Source organism: Brevibacterium yomogidense (assembly GCF_016107685.1).
Classification (GTDB): Bacteria; Actinomycetota; Actinomycetes; order Actinomycetales; family Brevibacteriaceae; genus Brevibacterium; species Brevibacterium yomogidense.
Genome location: NZ_JABASY010000005.1, coordinates 40316 through 56545, shown reverse-complemented (window position 1 = coordinate 56545; position 16230 = coordinate 40316). Strand labels below are relative to the sequence as shown.

Below are 16230 nucleotides of genomic sequence, written 5' to 3'. Positions count from 1 at the left end.
GACGCCCCTCACCAGGTTTCGCGGTCGGTCAGTCCCCCAGGGACTCGATGTACGCGAGCTGCGCGCGGACGATCTGCAGGGCGGCGGGCTTCACGGAGTCCGGGACGTCCGCGTAGACGACGTCCGCGACCTCCTCCGCCGTCGACCTTCCGGAAGCCAGCACGTCCTGCACCTGCCGGATCCGCTCCTGGCGGTGGGAGAGGTAGTGCGCCAGCAGGTCGGCCACGTCCTCCCTCTGCTCGCCGTGCGCGGGTGCGATGGTCCGGACGTCTCCCGCAGCCTCGAGCGCGATGAGGCGCTCGAGGCTTGCGAGGTAGTCCCCCAGCGATCCGTCGGGGAACGACACCATCGTCGTGCCGCGCCCCAGGACGGTGTCCCCGGAGAACAGCCGGTCCCCGTGGACGACGGACACGGAGTCGTCGGTGTGCCCCGGTGTGGCGATGATCGTCGCGACGTCCGCGTCCGCGGTGCCGAACGCGATCGTCTGCCCGTCGACCAGCGGCTGCGTGCCGGAGGCGAACGTGGGGTCGACCGCGTGGACGGGGACGCCCGGCGCCCAGTCGGCAGCGGTCTCCAGCAGCCCGGAGTGGTCCGCGTGGCGGTGGGTCAGGATGATCGCCGTCAGCTCTGCGGACCCCACGGTGCGCACCAGCGCGTCGCGGTGCTCCGTCAGCCGGGGCCCCGGATCCAGGAGGAGCGCGGAGTCTCCGTCCTGGGACCGCAGCACGTAGCTGTTGGTGCCGTCCAGCGTCATGGGTGACGGGTTGTCCGCCAGCACCAGGTCGACGCCGTCGTCCGCGAGCGCACGGCGCAGGTGGTCATCCGCTCCTGGCACCGTCATTCTCCTGCGCGGACCTGGACGGTCAGTTCCAGTTCCACGGGGGTGCCCATGGGGAGCGTGTTGACCCCCACTGCGGAACGGACGTGCTGACCTGCTTCTCCGAACAGTTCGCCCAGCAGCTCCGAGGCGCCGTTGACGACACCTGGCTGTCCCGTGAAATCGGAGGCCGAGTGCACGAACCCCGTCACCTTGACGATGCGCTCGATGCGGTCCAGGTCGCCGATGACGCTCTTGACGGCAGCCAGCGCGTTGAGTGCGCAGACACCGGCGAGCTCGTACGCCTCCTCGGCCGTCACCGCGTCACCCACGGCACCCACCTTGGGGAGGGCGCCGTCGACGAACGGCAGCTGGCCGGACGTGAGGACCTGGTCGCCCACCCGCAGCGCGGGCACGTACGCCCCTGCGGGGACGGCGACGGGCGGGAGGGAGAGACCGCGGCCGGCGAGATCGGATTCGATGCGACTCATGATGGAACCCTTCAGCCCTCGAGCGGGCGCTTCATGTAGGCGACGAGGTTGCTGCTGCCTTCGGGGCCGGGGATGACCTGCACGAGCTCATATCCCTCCGCTCCCCACTGATCCAGGATCTGCTTCGTCGCGTGGATGAGGAGGGGGACGGTCACGTACTCCCACTTCGTCATGAGGTGCTCCTTCGTCGTGAGTGCGGGTACGGTCCCGCATGCCCTCCCCATGCTATGTGGTCGCAGGCAGGAGTGACACTGCGGGCGAAGTGACACAGCGGGTGGAGACGACGGAACCGCGCGGACACCGACTCATCGGTGTCTGCGCGGTTCCGTTCACGTCTGCGGGTCAGTTGCCGCCGAGGCCTGCGCCGCCGCCGTCGTCGCCGCCACCGTCTCCGCCGCCGTCGCCACCACCTCCGTTACCGCCGCCGCGGTTGCCACCGCCGCTGCTTCCGCTGTCGCTGCGGCTGCCGGAGTGGTCGCTGCCCTGCGATCCCGAGGCGCTGCCAGAGGGCCGGGGGAAGCCGCTGTTGCCGGACGTCTCCTTGACGGCCTCGCGCATGTACGCCTGCCAGGTGCGACCGGAGATCGTCGCACCGTAGACGGTTCCACGGACCACGCCTTCGTAATTGCGCCGCCAGTCGCGGTTCCCGTTCGGGTCACCGGTCCACACCATGGTGGACAGCGTGCGGGTGAAGCCGATGAGCGAGGTGGCACCGACCTCGAAGTTCGTCGTACCGGTCTTCGCCGCGGCCGGCACACCGATGCCCAGGCTGCTCGTGGTGCCTCCGTTGAACGTCTGGCTCATCGCGTAGGCGACACCCTGCGCGACCTCCTTGTCGATCGCCTGGTGGCAGTCGGACGATGGGACCTCGATCTCCTCGCCGTCCGAATCCACGATCGATTCGATCGGAGTGGGCTTGCAGTACTTCCCGTCGGCCGCGAACGTCGCGAAGGCGGATGCCATGTCGATCGGGGCGACCTGGACGGTGCCGAGGATCGACGCGGGGCTGAGCGCCGGGATGAAGCCCGTGTCGTCCGCCGTGTCGAGCGGTTCACCGCTGCCGTACTTGATGCCCAGCTTCTCTGCAGTCTCGAGGATGCCGCACATGTTGAGCTGGTTGCCCATTGCCGCGTACGCGGTGTTGAGCGATTGCTTCGTGGCCTGCAGCGCTGTCATCGACGAGCTGCCGTTGCCGTCGCCCGCGTTCCTGGGATGCCAGGGCCCTCCCATTGCGGGACAGCCGCTGTACTTCCACGACCCGGCGGGGTAGTTCCGCCGCGTGGCGTTCACGACGGTTCCCAGGCCCTTGCCCTCGTCCAGCCATTCGGCCAGCACGATGGGCTTCCATGTCGAACCGACCTGGAAGCCGTTCGCCCCGTTGTGCGCATTGTCGACGTTGTAGTTGATCTGCGTGTCGACGTTCTTCTCACCGTCGCCGGATGTGTAGTTCCGGTTCTGCGCCATCGCGATGACCTTGCCGGTCCCGGGCTCCACGGTCACAGCCGAGTGCCCTGCGCCCGACGGATCGCCGACGGGCACTCGGTCCTTCACCGCTTCGTCCGCCTTCGCCTGGATCTTCGGATCGATCGTCGTCTTGATCGTGAGGCCGCCGCGGTTGAGGAAGTTCTTGCGTTCGCCCTTCTCCTCGCCGTACGTCGGATCATTCTCGATGACGCGCTGGACGTAGTCGCAGAAATACCCCATGTTGCCGGCGGTACCGCAGCCGTTGGGGGTCTTGTGGATGTCCAGGTCCAGCTCGGACTCCTTGGCCTCGTCGTACTCGTCGTCGTCGATGTACCCGTGAGTGTGCATGAGCCCCAGCACGACGTTGCGGCGCTCGAGGGTCTGATCGGGGAACCGCTCCGGGTTGTTCGCGGACGGGTTCTTCACGATCCCCGCCAGCGTCGCGGACTGTGCGACGTTCAACTCCGATGCGGGGATCCCCCAGTACCGCTGCGCCGCGGCTTCGACGCCGTAGACGTTCGGGGAGCCGGAGTAGTTGTTGATGTTGAGGTACCGGTGGAGGATCTCGTCCTTGCCGTACTTGTTCTCCACGGCGAGCGCCAGCTTCGCCTCACGCAGCTTGCGTGCGTAGCCGGAGGCTCCGTCGGACTCCTTCGCCGCAGCGACCCCCTCGGAATCCTCTTCCGCGTGGGCGTTCTCCGCGAGCACGTTCTTCACGTACTGCTGGGTGAGGGTCGATCCGCCCTGCGTCGAATCGGACAGGAGGTTGTGCACCACCGCGCGGGCGATGCCCTGGATGTCCACACCCGAATGTTCGTAGAAGCGGTAGTCCTCGACCGCGACCGTCGCGTCCTTCATATCCTGGGAGATGTCGTCGAACTCGACCTCCTTGCGGTTCTGCCAGTAGAAGCTCGCGATGAGGGATCCATCTGCCGCGAGGATGCGCGACTGCTGCGCCAGTGGCCGTTCGTCGAGCTCCGCGGGAAGCGCCTTGAAGACTTCGACTGCACCGTCACCCGCCGCGGCCGCCATGCCGACCGACGGGATCGCGAGTCCAGCAGACACGATTCCGGCGATGCAGCTGACGGCGATGAACTGGATGAGCGCGCCGACCTTGGTCGGCTTCTTCACGGGAGCAGAGGACACCATGGACTCGATTTTAACCGCACGGTCAATCGGAAAGTCTCAGTCTCCGCGAAGAGTCCTCTCAGGAGACCTGCGCCATCGCGCCACCACTCCGGCGACGGTTCATTGTGATCGAGGATGTTCCCTGCCCTCTCGCGACTGCCCGGATCCCCTTCTCACTGGGCGACGACGGTGAGCAGCGTGACCTCCGGGGGGCAGGAGAACCGCACGGGTGAGTACGGCGAGTAGCCCAGCCCGGCGGAGACGTTGATGCGCATGCGCCGGTAGGGGAACATCCCGCGGGCGCGTGTCCGGTCCAGGTCGCAGTTCGTCACGGGGGCACCCCAGAACGGCACTCGGATCTGGCCGCCGTGCGTGTGACCGGCGAAGACCAGCTGGGCACCTGCCCGGTCGAACGCCTCCAGCGTCCGGGAGTACGGAGCGTGCGTGACTCCGATCCGCACGTCGGCCTCGGCGAACGAGGGGTGCGTCTCCGTGATCCGGTCCGCATCCATGTGTGCGTCGCCCAGGCCTGCGAAGGCGAGCGTCGTCCCTCCGACGGTGAGGGTCGCGGAACGGTTGTCGAGGTAGGTCCAGCCGCGCGCTTCGAATGCCTGCTTGAGGTCCTTCGTCGGCAGGGTCGGGTGCTTCGACTTGTCCTCGCCGTGGGTCGTGCGCCGGGTGAGGTAGCGGGCGGGGTTCTTCCGCGTGGGCCCCCACACGTCGTTCGATCCGAAGACGAACACCCCGGGCACGTCCAGCAGCGGGGCGAAGGCGTCGAGGACCAGCGGGAGCGTGTCCCCACCGAAGTTGTCGCCCGTGTTTACGACGAGGTCCGGCTCGAGATCGATGAGCGACCGCACGAACCGCGACCGGAACTCCTGGTTCTCTGCCAGGTGCAGGTCCGACACGTGGAGGATCCGCAGCGGGGCGGACCCCGGCGGCAGCAGCGCGAGCCGCTGGCGGCGGATCCGGAACAGCCGCGGTTCGACGATCGCGGAGTACGCGAGGCCCGCAGCTCCCACAAGGCCGATTCCTGCGAGGATGCCCGCCGTGCGGCCGGTTGTGCGGAGTGTGCGTGCTGAGACCATGCGCCCGATTATGTCAGCGGATGGGCCTCGGCGGCGGTCGTGCTCAGCCCTGCAGGGACGGATGTCGATCGAGGTCCGATTCGCGCTGGGCCCGCGCACGGACGTGACGGCGCATCCGGCGGCGGCCCACCAGCCTGCACACGGCGTAGATGACGAAGCTGATCGTCGTGACGAACGGGCTGATGGGGACCACGGGGGAACCCAGGGCTATCAGCACACCGCCCACGGAGGACACGACCGCGAAGAGCACCGACAGGATCGGGGTGAGGACCGGGGAGGCGGTCAGCTGGGTGGCGGCGGCGGCCGGGGTGATGAGCAGCGCAAGCACCAGCAGCACGCCCACCACCTGCACGGATAGCGCGACCGCCAGGCCCAGCGTGAGCATGAACACGATGTGGAGCATGCCGACCGGCACGCCGCGGGCGCGGGCCACCTGCGGGTCGAGGCTCGAGAACATGAGCGGCCGCCAGATGACGATGAGTGCGACGAGCACGAGGATCGCGCACCACACGAGCAACCGCAGCTGGTCATTGCTGATCGCCACGATCTGGCCGGTGAGCAGGCCGAACTTGCTGGCGGCCCGCCCGTCGTACAGGGCGAGGAACAGGATGCCCAGGCCCAGCCCGAACGGCATGAGCACGCCGATGATCGCGTTCTTCTCCGAATCGCGCACCCCGCCGACCGCGATGATGACGGCGGCGAGGATCGACCCGACGAAGCTGCCGTGGACCACGTCGAACCCGACGAGCAGGAAGAAGGCGGCCCCCGCGAACGACAGCTCCGCGATCCCGTGGACGGCGAACGCGATGTCGCGGGTCATGACGAACACGGACACGAGCCCGCCCACCACACCCAGGAGGGCGGCGGCGAGAATCGAGTTCATGAGCAGGGAGACGAGCGCCCCGTAGTCCTCGAACGTGAAGAGCCCGGTGAGCGCGTCCATCAGGCGTCCCCTCGTCCCGGCAGGAATCCGTGGCCGCTGTGGTCGTCGTGCGGGTCCTCGGCGGAGGGGTGGTGCGGCTGATCGTCGCTGCCGACGATGACCAGCCTGCCGCCCACCTCGACGACCTCGATGTGGGTGCCGAACAGGCGGCTGAGCGATTCCGTCGTCATGACCTCCCGCGGCGGGCCCATGAGGTGGTGCCCGCCGGCCAGATACAGCACCCGGTCGACGTAGGGCAGGATCGGGTTGATCTCGTGGGTGACGAACACGACCGCGGTGTCCCGCGTCCGCCGCATCTCGTCGATGAGGGCAGCGACGCGCCGCTGGTGGTGCATGTCGAGGGACAGGAGCGGTTCGTCGCACAGGAGGATTCGCGGCTCACCGACGAGCGCCTGGGCGACCCGCAGTCGCTGCTGCTCACCGCCCGACAGCAGCCCGACGGGCGAGTCCGCGTATTCGCGGGCGCCCACCGCGTCGATGAGCTCCTCGACCCGCTCGCGTTCTGCACGGCTCATGCCCCACCAGCCCCACCGGTGCCCGTCGAGCCCCATGCGGACGAGGTCGCGGCCCCGGAACGGGGTGTCCCGGTCCATGCCCCGCTGCTGCGGGATGTAGCCGAGGTCCCCGTCACCCGTTCGCGGTTCGTGTCCGTTCACCCGGATGGTCCCGGCCCGCAGCCGGTGCTGTCCCAGCAGCGTGCGCAGGAGCGAGGTCTTGCCGGTGCCGTTCGGACCCAGCACCGCGACGAACTCGCCCGGCTGCACGTCGAGTGTGAGGTGGTGCCAGACGACCCGCTCACCGAACCGCAGCTCCGCGTCGCGCAGCTCGAGGATCGGGTCGCGGTCGGTCGCCGCACCCGCGGGCGTCGGCGCAGCCGTGCTGGACGAGGGCGCCCGGCCGGAGGATCGTGCCGTTCCGGTTCCTTGTGTCGCGCTGGCCGGTTGTGTCGTGCCGGCTGTCGTGGGGACGGGGCCGCTCACAGGAGTGCCTGCTCCACTGCGTCGACGGTGTCCGTCATCCACGTGACGTAGTCGGTGTCCGCGGGCATCGTCTCCGCGACCTCGACGACGGCGATCCCCTGCTCTTCCGCTGAACTGCGCAGTGCCTCCGCCTCCGGACCCGAGGTCTGGACGTTGTAGGCGAAGACCCTCACCTCGTCGTCCACAGCCTCCGTCGCTTCCGCGACGATCAGCGGGGAGACGTCGGAGCCCGCCTCGACAGCGGACACGAAGTCGTCGGGCACGACGTTCTCGAGCTCCAGGTCCTCGAAGAGCCGCAGTGCGACCGGTTCGGTCACCGCCGCACGCTCGCCGGAGTGCTCGTCCGCGATCCCGTCGATGCGCGTCTGCAGCGACCCCAGCTCGTCCCGGAGACCCTCCGCGTTCGTCTCGAACTGCTGGGCGCTGTCCGGCACCGCCTCTGCGAGATGGGTCTCGACCTCGTCGACCAGTGCGAGCATCGTCGGCACCGAATACCAGACGTGCTCGTTGAACGTCCCGTGCTCATGGGAGTGCCCGTCGTCGGAGGAACCGTCCTTGTCGTCCTCGTCGTCGCGGCCAGCGCCGTCCTCGTCCCCGCCGTCGCTCTCGCCCTCGTGGCCATGGGAGTGATCGTGGGAGCCGCCGTCCGCGGCGGCCTCGGCGGCTCCGGGCAGACCGGAGATCGCCACGGTGTCGATGACGTCCGGTTCCGTGTCGATCGCATCGAGCATGGTCGTGACGAAGGAGTCGTACCCGCCGCCGTTCATGACGACGAGGTCCGCCCGGGACAGTTCCAGCTGGTCCCTGGCGGTCGCCTCGTACTCGTGGGGGTCCTGCGCGGGATCGTCGATGATCGGGCGGACATCGACCGCGTCACCGGCGACCGCCTCGACGATCGACGCGTACACGTTCGTCGACGTGACGACCGTCGTGCCGTCGCCGTCAGCCGACTGTCCCCCGCCCCCGCAGCCGGCCAGCATCAGCCCGGGAACGGCCACAGCGGCGAGGAGCGTGGGAGGACGGCGCATGGGAGGAAGCCTTTCGGTGTGGCTGGACGTGATCCGAAGAGTGCGGACTCCGCGCGCTTCCGCAGAAGGTCGCGTGTCCTGCCGTCAGACTACGCCGCGGTCCGGGACGGGACTAATGCAGATATGACGATGTTTCCATGCGGACGGCGCCCCTCCCCCACGCAGGGAGAGGGGCGCCGTACCGGGTGTCGGACGTGTGCCGAAGCTGTGTCAGCCGAGTCGCTCTGCAACCAGCCGCGCGATCTGCACCGTGTTGAGTGCGGCGCCCTTGCGCAGGTTGTCGTTCGAGACGAACAGGACGAGACCGCGGCCTTCCGGCACCGACTGGTCCTGGCGGATCCGTCCGACGAGACTGGGGTCGGCACCGGCCGCCTTGAGCGGGGTCGGCACGTCCTCGAGCTCCACGCCCGGAGCCTTGCCCAGCACCTCGTGCGCTTCGTCCGCGGTGATCGAGCGGGAGAATTCCGCGTGGATCGACAGCGAGTGCCCGGTGACGACGGGCACGCGCACGCACGTCCCGGCGACCAGCAGATCCGGGAGGTCGAGGATCTTGCGGGACTCGTCGCGGAGCTTCTTCTCCTCGTCCGTCTCCCCCTCCCCGTCGTCCACGAGCGAACCGGCGAGCGGCAGCACGTTGAACGCGATGGGGTCCGTGTAGACCTCAGGCGCCGGGAATTCGACAGCGGACCCGGAGTTCACGAGCGCACCCGCGTGCGGCGCGACGGCCTGGGCCTGGCCTGTGAGCTCGTCGACGCCCGCCAGGCCGGAACCGGACACCGCCTGGTAGGTCGCGACCTTGAGACGTTCGAGCCCTGCGGCCTCGTGCAGCGCCTTGAGCGGCGGCATCGCGGCCATCGTCGTGCAGTTCGGGTTGGCGATGATGCCCTTGGGGAGGGCATCGAGCGCCTCAGGATTCACCTCGCTCACGACCAGCGGGACCTCGCTGTCGCCGCGCCACGCGGACGAGTTGTCGATGACGACCGCGCCCGCCTTCGCGAACCGCTCCGCCTGTGCGCGCGACGTGGCGCCACCCGCGGAGAACAGGGCGATGTCCACACCGGTCGGGTCCGCCGTCGACGCGTCCTCCACGACGATGTCCTCGCCGCGGAACGGAAGCGTGGTGCCTGCTGAACGGGCGGACGCGAAGTAGCGCACCGCCCCGATGTCGAAGCCGGGGTCCTCTTCGATCAGAGCGCGGATGACGGCCCCCACCTGCCCGGTGGCGCCGACCACTCCCAGGGTCACTGCTGTCATCGTCCGGTCCCTCCATACACGACTGCTTCGGTCTCTTCGCTGTCCAGCCCGAACGCGCGGTGCGCGGCTGCGACAGCGCGGTCTAGGTCTTCTGCCCGCGTGACGACGCTGATGCGGATCTCCGACGTGGAGATGAGGTCGATGTTGACGTGCTCGCCGCTGAGAGCGCGGAAGAGTGCAGCGGTCACACCGGGGTTCGAGCGCATGCCGTCGCCCACGACCGACAGCTTGCCGATCTGGTCGTCGTAGCGGATGTGGTCGAACCCGATGGAGTCCTTGCGTGTCTCCAGCGACTCGATCGCCTTCGCCCCGTCGGTCATGGGAAGCGTGAACGAGATGTCAGTGCGGCCCGGGTCACGCGTGGAGATGTTCTGCACGATCATGTCGATGTTGATCTCCTGGTCTGCGATGAGACTGAAGATCTCTGCGGCCTTGCCGGGGACGTCGGGAACGCCCACGATGGTGAGCTTGGCTTCGGAGCGGTCGTGGGCGACTCCGGAGATGATGGGCTGTTCCACAGTGGCTTCCTCCGTGGTTGCGGTCCTGAAAGGTGCGGGGATCTCCCCGTCGGTGACCCACGTGCCGGTGTTCTTCGAGAACGACGAGCGGACGTGGATGGGAACACCGGATCGGCGAGCGTACTCGACGCAGCGGAGCATGAGGATCTTGGCGCCGGAGGCTGCCATCTCCATCATCTCCTCGTACCCGATCTTGTGGATCTTGCGTGCGCTCGGGACGATCCGCGGATCCGCTGTGAACACGCCGTCCACGTCGGAGTAGATCTCGCACACGTCGGCATTCAGCGCTGCCGCGAGAGCGACGGCGGTGGTGTCGGAACCGCCGCGGCCCAGCGTCGTGATGTTCTTCGCGGTCTGGCTGACACCCTGGAATCCGGCGACGATCGCGACGTGGCCGTCGTCCAGCGCGGACTGGATCCGGCCGGGGGTGACGTCGATGATGCGGGCGCGTCCGTGGGTCTCATCCGTGATGACTCCTGCCTGCGACCCGGTGAACGACTGTGCGCTCTCCCCCAGGTTGGCGATCGCCATGGCGAGGACGGCCATGGAGATGCGCTCCCCTGCTGTCAGCAGCATGTCGAGTTCGCGGGGCGGTGGGACGGGCGAGACCTCTTGTGCGAGGTCGATCAGTTCATCGGTCTGGTCCCCCATGGCGGATACGACGACGACCACGTCATGGCCGGCCTTGCGATACGACACGATTCGCTTGGCGACCCGCTTGACGGATGCGGCGTCCGCGACGGAGGAACCTCCGAACTTCTGTACGACGAGGCTCATGTGCTCAATTCTCTCGCGGGATGTTCGGTCCGCTCGGCGGTACGCGAGTCTCCCCGACGCGGCCGAGCCGGGGACCAGTCTACGGCCACTTCCCGCCCGCCCCCGGGTCGCCCCCCGCAGTTCTGAGACGCTCGCACCACGAGCCGGGGCGGCACCGGCCGTCCTCGACCGGTGCCGCCCCGTGGGCCTTCGAACGTCTGGAGTGCAGATCTGCCAGCTGGCTGCTCGCCCGTCGCGACGCCGCTCGCCTGCGGCAGCGCCGACTGTGCCCTCATACTGCGCCGCTGTTCAGCGGATGACGGTGAAGAGGTCGCCGGGCTGGCATTCCAGCACGTCGCAGAGCGCGACGAGGGTGGTGAAGCGCACTGCCTTCGCACGGTTGTTCTTCAGCACGGACAGGTTCGCCAGGCTCACCCCCACACGTTCTGACAGCTGGGTGAGCGTCATGCCCCGCTGTGCGAGGAGGCCGTCGATGTGGCAGGCGACCCGGAGTTCGCCGGCATCCATCTCAGATCACTCCTTCGAGCTCGTCCTGGACCTCACGTCCGCGGCGGACCGCCCGGCGGAGCAGCTCCGAGAGGATCACCGCGCCGATCCACAGGTAGGTCATGTCCAGCGTGACGCTGTTGCTGATGGCCGCGTCCCGGAGGCCGAGGTCGCGGATGACGAGGTTGTCCGCCGGCACCTGGGCAATGACGTAGACAATGCCTGTGACGACGAGCGCCCACGACACCCCTGCGAGCCCGCGTGCGACGCTGTCGGAGAACGGGCGGCCCCGGACGACCTCGGACACGGCGCGGGATGCGAACCACGTGACGATCAAGAGTCCGATGGTCCAGATCGCCTTCGCGGCGATGAACTGGCCGATCGCCCAGGAGCTGAGGTCCGCGACGGGGATCGCGAGCGTCGAGGAGCCCTCCACCGCGAGGTCGACCCCCGCGAGGGTGATGGTTGTGGGCTCATCGAACTCGAGGACGGCGGGGAGCCGGTCGGACAGTGCCGCGCTGAAGAGCGGGGAGGCCGCCGCGTTGAGGAGCGCGATGAGGGGAAAGACGAGGAGGATCTCGTAGCCCCAGCTCGGCTTCTTCTTCGCGGACCCCCTGGCGCTGCGACCAACCGGCGTCTGACCGGGCGTCGGCTCGGGAGTCTGGTCAGGCATCTGCGGATCGGTGGTGCTCATGGCTTGCGCCCCTTACGCTGTGAGACTTCCTCTTATCGATGATCGATATATCGATAAACAATATGTTTGCCGTTTATCGATAAGAAGTCAAGAGGAGGATCGTGACGTCTCGAGGCACCGCGAGGTCGTGAGACTCCGAGCCTGTGAGACTCCGGGCCTGTGAGACGCACCACGTCAGCGGAGGCGCTGAGACGTCTCAGCTGACGGTGCGCCGGCCTTCGAACGCGCGCCCCAGTGTCACTTCGTCCGCGTACTCGAGGTCGCCGCCCACGGGCAGGCCCGATGCAAGGCGGGACACGGTGATGCCGAGGCTGCTGAGGAGACGGATGAGATAGGTGGCCGTCGCTTCGCCTTCGAGGTTGGGATCCGTCGCGATGACGACTTCCGTGACAGCGCCGGACTGCAGTCGTGGCAGGAGGCTCTTGATGCGGAGGTCATCGGGGCCGATGCCCGACATGGGGTCGATCGAGCCTCCGAGCACGTGGTAGAGGCCCCGGAACTCGCGGGTGCGTTCGACGGCGACGACGTCCTTGGGCTCCTCGACCACGCAGATCATCGTCTGGTCGCGGCGCTCGTCCTTGCAGATGACGCATTTCTCGTCTTCCGCCACGTTTCCGCAGATGTCGCAGAAGCGGACGCGTCGCTTGACCTCTTTCAGCGCGTCCGCGAGCGCGTCGACGTCCACGGAGTCCGACTGCAGGATGTAGAAGGCCATGCGCTGCGCGGACTTGGGGCCGATACCCGGAAGTCTGCCGAATTCTTCGACCAGGTCCTGCAGGGCGCCCTCGTAGAGCAGGCTCACTCGTCAATCTCCTCGATGATCACGCCACCCAGTATGCGCTCCACGACCGCGGGACCGAACTCGTTGTTGTGCTCGATGTCCGCGTCGCCTTCGGTGTCGTAATCCGTGTAGTTCTCGACCGGGTCGGGCACAGGCTCTTGAGCCGGGGCGGGTACGTGGTTCCCCGAACCCTTCACATCACCGCTGTGACGTCGTACGAGGTGGGCGTACCGGCCGAGGGGGCCCGCCGGGTCCTCGGCCGCGTCCGCCGTGGGCGTGCCGCTCTGGGTGGCTCCGGGGTTCTCCGTGAACGTGATGTCGACGTCCGCGTATGCGCCGAGGAAGTCGAGGTCTCCGCCGCCGGCCGCACTCGCCGCAACTCCCGGTGGGGGTGATGGCGGGGCGCCCATCGGTGCAGGCCCGGCCATCTGTGCAGAGGGGTCCTGCTGGGACGGGGGACCGTCCTCCACGCGCGGCGAGAAGCTCTCTTCCGCCGGGGACGGGAAACTGTGCTCTGCGGAACCGGCGTACGGGTCGTCGCCCGCGTAGCCCCCGCCGTAGTCGTCTTCCGGGTAGGGCTCGATGTCGACGGGCGGCGGCACGAAGACAGCGCCGAAGTCGACGGCGTTCTCTCCCGCTGATGTCGCGAACCCGTCGTTTCCGCTGTCAGCCTGCTGCTGGACGTCCTCCGACCATCGAGCATCGCCTGCCGACCCTGGAGCGGCACCGTCCGGCCCTTGTGGCACATGTTCTGAAGCTGGCGCGGCATCGTCCGATGCTGGTGGAGCATGCTCCGAAACCGGCGTGACATTGTCTGACTGCAGCGGCGCTGGTTCTGAGCTCGACAGGACGTGGCCCGAGTACTCCGGTGACGAACCGGGTTCCGGCGAAACCGCGTCGGAACGCGACGGCCGGTCCGAACCGACGGAACCGGCACCTGCGGACCAATGATCGAGTTCGGGGCTGGGCGTCCAGGGGTCTTCGGCCACAGGTTCACCGGACGCGACATCGGAGACCTCAGAGTTCGCGAATGAGCCTGCTGAGTCCTCGGTGTCCGTCAGGTGCGACCGACTGTCGTCCTCCGCGTCGTCGTGGTGCTCGCGTCCTCGCGGGGACGGCGGCTGACGGTGGTCCGAAGACGGTGAGGAAGCCGGTCCCGGTTCCGGTGAGTCGGTCTGCCAGAACCGGTCGTGGTCGACGGGCTCGCGGTCCGCTTCACGCGGGCCCACGACGGAGTCGAGCTCCTCACGAGTCACATCTCGTGGACCGCCTGCCGGTGCAGACCCACCCGAGGCAGGACCACCTGACGGAGCTTGGCCGCCGGATGCAGAGCCACCGGATGGGGCAGGGCCGCCCGAGGCAGGGCCGCCCGATGACGGTCCTCCGGGGTGTGGTGGTGGGGGTCCCGCGTTCTCGTCGCCCACACGGACTTCCGCTCGGATGCCCAAGGAGTCTTCCACCGCGGTGCTCACGAACTGTGCGTGTGGTCCGCGACGGAACGCCTGGACGGAACCGGGATTGCTGAAGCCGAGGTAGAGCACCCCGCCTTCGAAGCGCTGAGGGAACGAGTTCCCACTCACGATCGCGTATGACAGCTTCCGCAGCTGCTGGAGACGGACGAGCACGTCCGGCCAGCCGCGTCGGATGGCGTCGATCTCCGCACCCACACCCGGCGCCTGGCGGATCTCCGGGGAGGCGTGCGCTTCCCCGTGCGCCTCCGGCTGCACGTCAGGCGACGGACGCGAGGCCGGCTCAGGCTGGCGAGGGGACGCCGGCTGGGGGGCCTGTGCAGACCCCTGCGACGCGGTGCTGGCGGCGCCGGGAAAATCCCGAGTCGGAGCAGGCTGCTGAGCGGCGTCGGATCGCTGCTGAGCAGTGTCGGGGCCCTGGCCCGGACCTGGCTGCCAGCCGGAGTGAGGCCGCTGGTCGGCAGGCGGATGCTGACCGACGGGGGTTTGCTGACCGGCCGGAGTCGACTGACCGGCAGAAGCCGGCCGACCGGTGGGAGGCTGCTGGTCCATCTGCCCCTGTGGAGCCGTGCGCCTCTGCGGAGCGGAAGGAGCCTGTGGAGTGGAAGGTGCCTGCCCGTCCGGTCCACGGTGCTGCTGTGCTGCGGCGGGCCCGGCTGCGGCATCAGGCTGCTGATCCGGGGTCGGCTGACCCGGGGCCGGCTGCCGCGAAGCGGCCTGGCCCGGTCCTGCCTGACCTGCACCCGCTTGCCCAGCAGGCTCCGGAGCGCGCGCAGTGCCCTCATTCGTGGGCGACTTCGCTCCCGGGCCTCCGTCCAGGACGGAGCGGGCGGAGGCCATCGCATCCGCGACACCCGCGAACGGGTCCGCATCCTGTGCTGCCGCCGCTGCACCACCAGCCGCCTCTGCACCACCAGCCGCCGGCGCACCACCGCCTGCGGGCGCTGCAGACGGGCCGCCAGTACCCCTGCCCGCTGGCTGCCCCTCGGACGAACCGCCGTCAGTCCGTGCTGGCTCGCCACCGACCGGAGCCGCCGGGCCGCCCGCAGCCTGTGTGACCGCCCCGCCATCGGCGTGCACCGCACCGGCGGGCATCCGCCCGCCCGCTGCCATCCCGACGCGTCGTTCGAGCCGATCGACGCGGGAGACGACCGACCGACGTGAGTCCTCAGCACCCGGCAGGAGGATCCGCGCACAGATGAGTTCGAGCTGGAGTCGTGGTGACGTCGCCCCCGTCATCTCCGTGAGACCGGCGTTCAGCAGATCCGCCGCCCGTGACAGCTCCGCAGGTCCGAAGGCCCGCGCCTGCACCTTGAGCCTCTCCAGCCGATCCGCGGGGACTTCCGGCAGGAACGAGGCCGCGGAGTCCTCCGCCGCAGAGATGACGAAGAGGTCCCGGAAGCGCTCCAGCAGGTCCTCGACGAACCGACGGGGGTCGTGCCCCGATTCGACGACACGGTCGATGACACGGAACACGCCCGCTCCGTCACCTGCGGAGAACGAGTCGACGATGTCGCCCAGCAGCGAATCATCCGTGTATCCCAGCAGGGCGACAGCAGTCTTGTAGTCGATTCCGTCGTCCGACGAGCCGGCCATGAGCTGGTCGAGCACCGACAGGGTGTCACGCACGGATCCCCCACCGGCACGCACGACCAGCGGCAGCACTCCCTTGCCCACGGGCACCCCTTCCCGCGTGGCGAGGTCCTCCAGGTAGCGGCCCAGCGTCTCCGGTGGGACGAGGCGGAAGGGGTAGTGGTGGGTCCGCGACCGGATCGTGCCGATCACCTTGTCCGGCTCCGTCGTCGCGAACACGAACTTCACGTGCGCGGGAGGCTCCTCCACCAGTTTGAGCAGAGCGTTGAAGCCCTGCGTCGTCACCATGTGGGCCTCATCGAGGATGAACACCTTGTAGCGGTCCCGCGCTGGTGCGTAGACCGCACGCTCCCGCAGGTCACGCGCATCGTCGACGCCGTTGTGGCTGGCCGCGTCGATCTCCACGACATCCAGCGACCCCGGTCCCCCGTTCGCGAGGTCCCGGCAGCTGGGGCACTCCCCGCACGGGTTCGCGGTGGGCCCCTCCGCGCAGTTGAGGCAGCGGGCGAGGATCCGGGCGGACGTCGTCTTCCCACACCCGCGGGGACCGGAGAACAGGAAGGCATGATTGATGCGCCCGGCGTCGATCGCGGCGGACAGCGGGCGGGTCACATGCTCCTGCCCGATCACTTCGTCGAAGGCTTCGGGGCGGTAGCGCCTATACAGTGCGGTGGACACGCCCCCACCCTATAGTCAGTCACGGACACAGAACATCGACT

At 68.5% G+C, this 16230-nt stretch carries 14 protein-coding genes; all 14 read right to left on the bottom strand.

Annotated features, from left to right (window positions below; all coding sequences use genetic code 11):
- Positions 1-28: 28 nt before the first annotated feature.
- The 14 genes from JFC09_RS12535 to JFC09_RS12470 all read right to left on the bottom strand — a co-directional run bounded on the left by JFC09_RS12535 (position 29) and on the right by JFC09_RS12470 (position 16189).
- Positions 29-841 (bottom strand): MBL fold metallo-hydrolase, encoded by an 813-nt coding sequence (locus JFC09_RS12535; protein ID WP_198394381.1) that lies wholly within the window; start codon positions 839-841, stop codon positions 29-31.
- Complete coding sequence (locus tag JFC09_RS12530) at positions 838-1308, bottom strand: RidA family protein (protein WP_198394380.1); 471 nt, start codon at positions 1306-1308, stop codon at positions 838-840. Before JFC09_RS12530 ends, JFC09_RS12535 begins: the two co-directional genes overlap by 4 nt.
- Before the next feature lie 11 nt (positions 1309-1319).
- Positions 1320-1481 carry a hypothetical protein gene (locus tag JFC09_RS12525; protein ID WP_198394379.1) on the bottom strand — a complete coding sequence of 54 codons (162 nt, stop codon included), beginning with the start codon at positions 1479-1481 and terminating at the stop codon, positions 1320-1322.
- A 169-nt stretch (positions 1482-1650) separates the two neighbouring features.
- A complete protein-coding gene (locus tag JFC09_RS12520) occupies positions 1651-3921 on the bottom strand; it encodes a transglycosylase domain-containing protein (protein WP_198394378.1) in 2271 nt (756 codons plus the stop codon).
- 152 nt (positions 3922-4073) lie between these two features.
- The gene (locus JFC09_RS12515; RefSeq protein ID WP_198394377.1) at positions 4074-4988 is read right to left on the bottom strand and encodes a metallophosphoesterase; all 915 of its coding nucleotides are present in this window, start codon (positions 4986-4988) and stop codon (positions 4074-4076) included.
- 43 nt (positions 4989-5031) lie between these two features.
- Positions 5032-5931: a metal ABC transporter permease gene (locus tag JFC09_RS12510; RefSeq protein ID WP_198394376.1), complete on the bottom strand. Its 900-nt coding sequence runs from the start codon at positions 5929-5931 to the stop codon at positions 5032-5034.
- On the bottom strand, positions 5931-6764 hold the full coding sequence (locus JFC09_RS12505; protein WP_198394548.1) for a metal ABC transporter ATP-binding protein: 834 nt from the start codon (positions 6762-6764) through the stop codon (positions 5931-5933). The genes JFC09_RS12510 and JFC09_RS12505 overlap by 1 nt, the downstream gene beginning before the upstream one ends.
- A gap of 143 nt (positions 6765-6907) precedes the next feature.
- Entirely contained in the window at positions 6908-7939 is a 1032-nt protein-coding gene (locus JFC09_RS12500; protein WP_198394375.1) for a metal ABC transporter solute-binding protein, Zn/Mn family, read from the bottom strand.
- 210 nt (positions 7940-8149) lie between these two features.
- Positions 8150-9193, bottom strand: a complete 1044-nt coding sequence (locus JFC09_RS12495; protein WP_198394374.1) for an aspartate-semialdehyde dehydrogenase — start codon at positions 9191-9193, stop codon at positions 8150-8152.
- On the bottom strand, positions 9190-10488 hold the full coding sequence (locus JFC09_RS12490; RefSeq protein ID WP_198394373.1) for an aspartate kinase: 1299 nt from the start codon (positions 10486-10488) through the stop codon (positions 9190-9192). Before JFC09_RS12490 ends, JFC09_RS12495 begins: the two co-directional genes overlap by 4 nt.
- A gap of 288 nt (positions 10489-10776) precedes the next feature.
- Positions 10777-10995 (bottom strand): helix-turn-helix domain-containing protein, encoded by a 219-nt coding sequence (locus JFC09_RS12485; RefSeq protein WP_198394372.1) that lies wholly within the window; start codon positions 10993-10995, stop codon positions 10777-10779.
- A 1-nt stretch (position 10996) separates the two neighbouring features.
- The gene (locus tag JFC09_RS12480; protein WP_198394371.1) at positions 10997-11668 is read right to left on the bottom strand and encodes a DUF2975 domain-containing protein; all 672 of its coding nucleotides are present in this window, start codon (positions 11666-11668) and stop codon (positions 10997-10999) included.
- Positions 11669-11864: 196 nt separating this feature from the next.
- Positions 11865-12470 carry a recombination mediator RecR gene (gene recR / locus JFC09_RS12475; RefSeq protein ID WP_198394370.1) on the bottom strand — a complete coding sequence of 202 codons (606 nt, stop codon included), beginning with the start codon at positions 12468-12470 and terminating at the stop codon, positions 11865-11867.
- Positions 12467-16189, bottom strand: coding sequence for a DNA polymerase III subunit gamma and tau (locus JFC09_RS12470; RefSeq protein WP_198394369.1), 3723 nt, complete (start codon positions 16187-16189; stop codon positions 12467-12469). Before JFC09_RS12470 ends, recR begins: the two co-directional genes overlap by 4 nt.
- Positions 16190-16230 lie beyond the last annotated feature (41 nt).